General features: G+C 56.6%; 9 protein-coding genes and 1 tRNA gene. 7 read left to right on the forward strand and 3 right to left on the reverse strand.

Annotated features, from left to right (window positions below; genetic code table 11):
• The 3 genes from PFH44_RS23295 to yccX all read left to right on the forward strand — a co-directional run.
• The coding region (locus tag PFH44_RS23295) for a YbhB/YbcL family Raf kinase inhibitor-like protein (RefSeq protein WP_283826296.1) at positions 1 to 283 on the forward strand (283 nt) is incomplete at its 5' end.
• 18 nt (positions 284 to 301) lie between these two features.
• A complete protein-coding gene (locus tag PFH44_RS23300) occupies positions 302 to 1,090 on the forward strand; it encodes a helix-turn-helix transcriptional regulator (RefSeq protein ID WP_283826297.1) in 789 nt (262 codons plus the stop codon).
• A gap of 52 nt (positions 1,091 to 1,142) precedes the next feature.
• On the forward strand, positions 1,143 to 1,424 hold the full coding sequence (yccX, locus tag PFH44_RS23305) for an acylphosphatase (RefSeq protein WP_041144841.1): 282 nt from the start codon (positions 1,143 to 1,145) through the stop codon (positions 1,422 to 1,424).
• On the opposite strand, the gene tusE is transcribed toward yccX, so the two are convergent.
• Positions 1,421 to 1,750 carry a sulfurtransferase TusE gene (gene tusE, locus PFH44_RS23310; protein WP_283826298.1) on the reverse strand — a complete coding sequence of 110 codons (330 nt, stop codon included), beginning with the start codon at positions 1,748 to 1,750 and terminating at the stop codon, positions 1,421 to 1,423. The two genes, yccX and tusE, sit on opposite strands and share 4 nt — an antisense overlap.
• An 87-nt stretch (positions 1,751 to 1,837) precedes the next feature.
• Positions 1,838 to 2,497: an FtsH protease modulator YccA gene (gene yccA, locus PFH44_RS23315; protein ID WP_041144843.1), complete on the reverse strand. Its 660-nt coding sequence runs from the start codon at positions 2,495 to 2,497 to the stop codon at positions 1,838 to 1,840.
• Positions 2,498 to 2,764: 267 nt separating this feature from the next.
• Between yccA and PFH44_RS23320 the strand changes: the two genes are divergently transcribed.
• Together PFH44_RS23320 and PFH44_RS23325 are read left to right on the forward strand one after the other, a co-directional pair.
• On the forward strand, positions 2,765 to 4,393 hold the full coding sequence (locus PFH44_RS23320) for an ABC transporter substrate-binding protein (RefSeq protein WP_283826299.1): 1,629 nt from the start codon (positions 2,765 to 2,767) through the stop codon (positions 4,391 to 4,393).
• 143 nt (positions 4,394 to 4,536) lie between these two features.
• Positions 4,537 to 4,624: transfer RNA gene (locus PFH44_RS23325), tRNA-Ser, on the forward strand.
• 222 nt (positions 4,625 to 4,846) lie between these two features.
• Here PFH44_RS23325 and PFH44_RS23330 read toward each other — a convergent pair.
• Positions 4,847 to 5,767 (reverse strand): LysR family transcriptional regulator, encoded by a 921-nt coding sequence (locus PFH44_RS23330; protein WP_283826300.1) that lies wholly within the window; start codon positions 5,765 to 5,767, stop codon positions 4,847 to 4,849.
• Positions 5,768 to 5,908: 141 nt separating this feature from the next.
• On the opposite strand from PFH44_RS23330, the gene PFH44_RS23335 reads away from it, so the two are divergent.
• The gene (locus tag PFH44_RS23335; RefSeq protein ID WP_283826301.1) at positions 5,909 to 6,298 is read left to right on the forward strand and encodes a RidA family protein; all 390 of its coding nucleotides are present in this window, start codon (positions 5,909 to 5,911) and stop codon (positions 6,296 to 6,298) included.
• A 71-nt stretch (positions 6,299 to 6,369) separates the two neighbouring features.
• The coding region (locus tag PFH44_RS23340) for a quinone oxidoreductase family protein (protein WP_283826302.1) at positions 6,370 to 6,762 on the forward strand (393 nt) is incomplete at its 3' end.

Raw genomic sequence — 6,762 nt, forward strand, 5'->3', positions numbered from 1 at the left:
TATCAGCAGCAGCGTGACGAGCTTAGCCGCTGGCGCCGGAGATAAAAACGGCGCTAAACTGCCGGGCGGAGCGGTTCAGGGGCGCAATGATTTCGGCTATGCCGGATTTGGCGGCGCCTGTCCGCCCGCCGGCGATAAGCCTCACCGCTACCGCTTTACCGTGTGGGCGCTTGATACGCCGACATTACCCATCGATGCCCAGGCCAGCGGTGCGCTGGTTGGATTTATGTTGCATAGCCACGCTATCGCCAGCGCGCAGCTGACGGCAAGGGCAGGGCGCTAACCGCGTAAGGATGGCCAGATGCAGAATATAAACTTTCGCCATAACGCCTTAACCGCGGCGGAAATCACCTCCCGGCGGCTGTATAAACTGCATCGCGTGACGCTATTTGCCCCCGCGCTGTGCCGGGTCAATCGTGGCAGCAAAATTATCGTTCAGGGCGCTAGCCAGATGCTGGCTACGCCGCAGCAGCTGATTATTCTGCCCGCCGATCTTGAGCTCGAGGTGATAAATCAGCCTGATAACGGACTGTTTTGCTCCGATCTGCTCTCCCTGACGCCGGACCTGCTGGCGGATTTTAAGGCACGCTATATGAGCGAGCCGCAGCCCGGGCGACTCACCTCCCTGTGCGCACCGGCGACCCCGGACCTGCTGTTTATGTGGCAAAACGTCCTGCAGGCGGTGCGCAGCGGGCTGTCGGCAGAGCTGCAGCATCATCAGGCTATGGGGCTGCTACTGGCGCTGCATCAGGCGGGCTACGCCGGGCCGCTGCTCAATGAGCGGCAGCAGAATCTGAGCGGCCAGGTGCGGCAAATTATCATGCTGTCACCCGCGCAGGCCTGGAGCGTCCCGCGGGTGGCGAAGATGCTGTTTCTTGGGGAATCGACGCTGCGCCGTCGCCTGCAGCAGGAAGATCAAAGTTTTCGCCAGATTGTTGAGGAGGTGCGTATGGCCTATGCCCTCGGCCAGCTACAATCGACCTCGTTACCGATAGGTGAAATCGCCCTCAACAGCGGCTATCAGTCCGGCTCGCGCTTCACGGCGCGCTTTCGTCAGCACTATGGCCTGTTGCCGAAGCACGTACGCTAGCCAGAATTTGCTATTCTCAGCATAGAGTTATTGGCAATAAAGGAGATCAATCATGGCGACGCTCTGCACGATGGCATGGGTATATGGTTCAGTTCAGGGGGTTGGCTTTCGCTACACGACGCAGCGGGAGGCGCTACGCTTAGGATTGACGGGCTATGCGCGCAATCTTGACGACGGCAGCGTAGAGGTGCTGGCCTGCGGCGAGGCGGAGCAGGTGGCGGCGCTGGTGAGCTGGCTGAAGGAGGGTGGGCCTCGCAGCGCGCGGGTCGACCGGGTGCACACCGAGCCCCATCAGCCCACCAGAGAGTGGCAAAAGTTCTCTATTCTTTACTAGATGCATTTCACCGGTTTGGGCAGCCCGGCAATTTTCGTTGCCTGTTTGGCGGGGCCTTTGGGGAACAGGCGGTAGAGATAGCGGCTGTTGCCTTTCTCCTCGCCGAACTTATTTGCCATCGCCTTCACCAGCATCCGAATGGCCGGGGAGGTGTTGAACTCCAGATAAAAGTCGCGGACAAAACGCACGACCTCCCAGTGTTCAGTCGACAGAACAATACCTTCCCGCTCGGCGATGGCGGTTGCCAGGGCTTCGCTCCAGAGGGTGGTATCCTTCAGATAGCCTTCGCTATCGGTCGCAATTTCATTGCCTTCAAAGATAAACATAATTCTTCACACACCGCTAAAACTGGCGGCAGTTTAGCAAAAAAAAAGGCCCCGCATAAGCAGGGCCCGAGAAGAACGCGAGAGAGATTAGTCTTTGCTGGCGAAGCCCAGAATACTGAGCAGGCTGACAAAGATGTTGTACAGCGATACGTACAGGCTCACGGTGGCGCGGATATAGTTGGTTTCACCGCCGCGGATGATGTTGCTGGTTTCAAACAGGATGGCGCCGGATGAAATCAGAATAAACACCGCGCTGATTGCCAGATGCAGAGCCGGCAGCTGCAGGAAGATATTCGCCACCATACCGATCAGCACCACCACTACGCCTGCCATCAGCATTCCGCCAAGGAAAGACATATCTTTGCGGGTCGTGAGTACATAGGCCGAGCAGCAGAAGAACACCAGCGCCGTACCGCCCAGCGCCAGGCCGATCAAATCTCCCATACCCGCCGACAGATAGGCGTTAAGCATCGGCCCAAGGATATAGCCCAGGAAGCCGGTAAAGGCGAAGGCCGCGAGGATGCCCGATGGCTTGTCGGCCAGCTTATAGGTCAGGAACATCAGCCCGTACATGCCGACCAGGGTCAGAATCAGCCCGGGAGACGGCAGCATCAGGACCGTGCTCGCCGTTGCCGTAATGGCAGAAAATGCCAGCGTCAGGCTGAGCAGGAAATAGGTATTCCGCAAAACTTTGTGCGTGCTGAGCAGCGATGAACGGTCACGCGACGACGTAATTATACGATCCATGAGTCACTCTCTTATGACAGATGTTATTAATAACGAAGCATAAAAAAACCACGCCAGAAGCCATAGTGCTTTTACCCATCTTTACTTAGACCTCAGCGCAGTTGTCCAGCATATTATTCTGATAAATGACGATAAGGCGGAGTGTTTGTGCGTTTGGCGTCAGGAACCAGATCAGAATCTGATAGGTCACTGAAAAATATTGCGTTATGGCGATTCTATGGCTAAGTGTGGAGAGGGTACAAACGAAGCACTATAAAGGCAAGGGATATGAAATTACAAAAATATAACGACATCACGCAGGCGCTACTGATGGTGGGTTTACTCGCCGCAGCGGCGCCGACTCTCGCTGCACAGGTTCCGGCCGGCACCGCGCTGGCAGAGAAGCAGGAGCTGGTCAGAAATAACGGCAGCGAGCCTTCATCGCTGGATCCGCATAAAGTCGAAAGTGACGTTGAATTCAACATCATCAGCGATCTCTTCGAAGGGCTGGTCAGCGTCTCTCCGGGAGGCGAGATTCAGCCTCGTCTGGCGGCAAAATGGGAGAACAAAGATAACACCGTCTGGACGTTCCACCTGCGTCCGGGCGTCACGTGGTCAGACGGGACCGCGATTACCGCCCAGGATATTGTCTGGAGCTGGCAGCGGCTGGTTTCCCCGGTGACGGCATCACCCTATGCCAGCTATCCTGGAAATATGCATATTGTGAATGCTCAGGATATCGCGCAGGGTAAAAAAACGCCCGATACGCTGGGCGTGAAGGCTATCGATGACGCCACGCTGGAAGTCACCTTAAGCCAGCCTAACGCGGCGTTCCTGCCGATGCTGGCGCACCCGTCTCTGGTGCCGGTTGATAAAGTGCTGGTCAATCGCTTCGGCGAGAAGTGGACCAAACCGGAGCATATGGTGACCAGCGGTGCCTATAAGCTGTCCCAGTGGGTGGTGAACGAGCGCATTGTGGCCGAGCGCAATCCGCGCTATTGGGATAATGCCGACACCGTCATCAATAAAGTGACCTATTTACCTATTAGCTCCGAGGCGGCAGACGTTAACCGCTATAAGGCGGGAGAAATCGATATCGTTTATACGGTGCCGATTAACCAGTTCACGCAGTTGAAAAAAACCATGGGCGATCAGCTGGACGTCTCCCCGCAGCTGGCGACTTACTATTACGAGTTCAATACCACTAAGCCGCCGTTTAACGATCCGCGAGTGCGGCTGGCGCTGAATATGGCGCTGGATAAAGACATCATCGCAGAGAAGGTCCTGGGGCAGGGGCAGCGTCCGGCATGGTTAATTAGCCAGCCTGATATTGGCGGCGTAAAGCTGCATAACCCGGACTATGCCAGCTGGCCGCGCGACAAGCGTATTGCCGAGGCTAAAAAGCTGCTGAGCGAAGCCGGTTATAATGACAGCCATCCGCTGGTGTTTAATTTGCTCTACAACACTTCTGAATCGCATCAGCGAGTGGCCATTGCCGCCAGTTCGATGTGGAAGAAAAACCTCGGCGTTGAGGCGAAGCTACAAAACCAGGAGTGGAAAACGATGCTCGACACCATGCATACGCATAATTTTGATGCGGTACGCTACGCGTGGATTGCCGATTACGACGATGCAGCCACCTTCCTCAATAACTTCCGCACCGGCGATAGTGAAAATACCAGCCAGTACAGCAACCCTGCGTACGATGAAGCGTTGCGTAATGCGGCCAAAGCGCCGGACGTGACCAGCCGCGGCAAGTTTTATCAGCAGGCAGAGGATCTGTTAGGCAAAGATGTCCCGGCAGTCCCGGTTTATCACTATGTCCGTACGCATCTGGTGAAGCCGTGGGTAGGCGGTTTTACGCCGGATAAGCTGGGGTATTACTTTACCCGTGATATGTACATCAAAAAACATTAGCGCCGGGAGGGCGGCTGGCGCTGAAATTCTGCGCAAACCGCCTGATTTTCAGACGAATAACACAGTTTTGTTTGTTTTTAAGGCAGTTGAACGAAATCGTGCTTTACAGCCTGAACAGAGGTGTTTATAGTGCGCCCCATACCGGAAGCGTGGCCGAGCGGTTGAAGGCACCGGTCTTGAAAACCGGCGACCCGAAAGGGTTCTAGAGTTCGAATCTCTACGCTTCCGCCAAATAAAAGAAGGGGTTACCGAAAGGTAGCCCCTTTTTGCTTTGGTCTCATTAAGCCATTCACGTAAAAAAAGCGACCCGCCCTGAGCTAAAAAGATTTGCGGACGTAGTCAGCGCGCTTGAGTAAGCCAACGAGAGGTCGTACCGTGCCGATCGCCGCCTTCGGACTCGGTAGCATAGCGACCGGGTCCGGTGCAGGAGCGATTCAGAGGGCCTGGATATCGTTACTTATCGCTGGCATACGGGGCATGCTGCGGCATCAATTCAACGATCCAGTCAATAAAAACTCGCAGTTTGGCGTTGACGTGGCGGTTCGGTGGAAACGCCAGGTGCAGGGGCATGGGGCTGATACGCCATTGTTCAAATAGCGGAATTAAAGCGCCAACAGCCTGATGTGCTGCCGCCATATAGACTGGCAGCGCAATCACGCCTAAGCCAGCTAACCCGGCCTCGAGGTAAGCATTGCCATCATCCACGGCAAGTACATAGCTGCCCGTGATTTCAATACGTTCACTCTCACTGTGCAGTACCAGAGGATCAATCTTGCCGGTGCGCGAAGACAAAAATCCCACGATGCAATGGTCGCTGTTTTCCAGCTCCCGCGGGTGCGCAGGGGCGCCAAGGCGCTCCACGTAGCTCGGCGCGACGTACACGCCGATTGGCAAATCGCCGACGTGGCGTGCGTTCAGTGACTGATCGTTGATTTCGCCCCCGCGCAGGACGCAATCCACGTTGTCGCCGATCAGATCCACCACCCGGTCGCTCACGCCCATGTCGAACTGGATATCAGGGTAGCGGGCGTGGAAAGCCGGTAGCGCCGGCACCAGGACGAGGCGGGCCAGCGGACTGGGCACATCCACCCGTAGCCGTCCCCTGGGCGTAATCGCCGCGCTGGACAGGCTGTTTTCAGCATCCTCCATGTCCGCCAGCAGGCGGATGACGCGTTGGTAGTAAACCGCGCCATCGGGAGTGACGCCGAGCCTGCGGGTGGTGCGATGGAGCAACCTGACGCGCAGGCGCGCTTCCAGCTGCTGAATGAGCTGCGTCACCGTGGTTTTGCTCATATGCAGCGTTTGGGCAGCCTTTGTGAAGCTACCGGCCTCCACCACGCGAGCAAAGGCGCGCATCGCATCGAAACGATCCATTCCTTATCCTCTCTTTTCAGCGATTGTTTGGATATTACAAACAATGATGGACAAAGTCGCCTGTTTATCCGCCCGATCCGGCTCCTGTAAAGTGTCTTTATGTTCACCGGGCAGATTTCGCCCCATTGCAAAGGTACAAACATGACGGCACGCGAAGCAGTATTTCCCATCGGTCGGCAGGCGCTCTATGAGCGCAATCGCTATTCGCCGGCCATCAAATCCAACGGTTTCCTGTTCGTTTCAGGGCAGGTAGGTAGCCGCGAGGATGGTTCCCCTGAGCCCGATCGACAAGCGCAGGTCAGGCTGGCATTTGATAATCTTAATGCCGTTCTCACGGCGGCGGGCTGCACGTTTGATGACGTGGTTGACGTCACCCTCTTCGTCGTCGATCCTGAGTCGAACCTCGACGGTATCTGGAGCGTCCTGCCAGAATATTGGGGGGAGGCGCCTTATCCCACGTTGACCGGGATCGGCGTGACCTGGCTTTACGGATTCCAGTTTGAGATTAAAGTGATTGCCAGGCTGCCGTAAGCATTACGCAGCCGTGCGGCAGCGAGCGGCGGTTATGACCGCCGAACGGTCAGAGAGACGGAGGAGTACTTGTGAAAGCAGCGGTTTATGATGCGGAAGGCGCTCCCGGCGTCCTGAAATATGTCGATATCCCCGATCCGGTCGCCGGACCTGACGACGTTCTGATTTCTGTTGAGGCTATCTCGATTGAAGGGGGGGATCTGATCAACCGCCGTTCAACGCCGCCGCCTCATCCTTCGTGGATCGTCGGCTACGCGGCCGCGGGCGCGGTGGTTGCGGTCGGAGCGAACGTCCGTAGCCGTAAGGTTGGGGACCGGGTCGCCGCTTTTAACATGCAGGGGTCGCATGCGGAGCTTTGGGCCGTGCCCGCGGAACGAACGTGGCTGATACCCGATGGGGTGGAGGCGTCAGAAGCGGCGGTGCTACCGATCTCTTTCGGCACCGCGCATCACTGCCTTTTCACG

The sequence above is a fragment of the Klebsiella sp. Ech2A genome, assembly GCF_030078455.1.
Taxonomy (GTDB): Bacteria; Pseudomonadota; Gammaproteobacteria; order Enterobacterales; family Enterobacteriaceae; genus Klebsiella; species Klebsiella terrigena.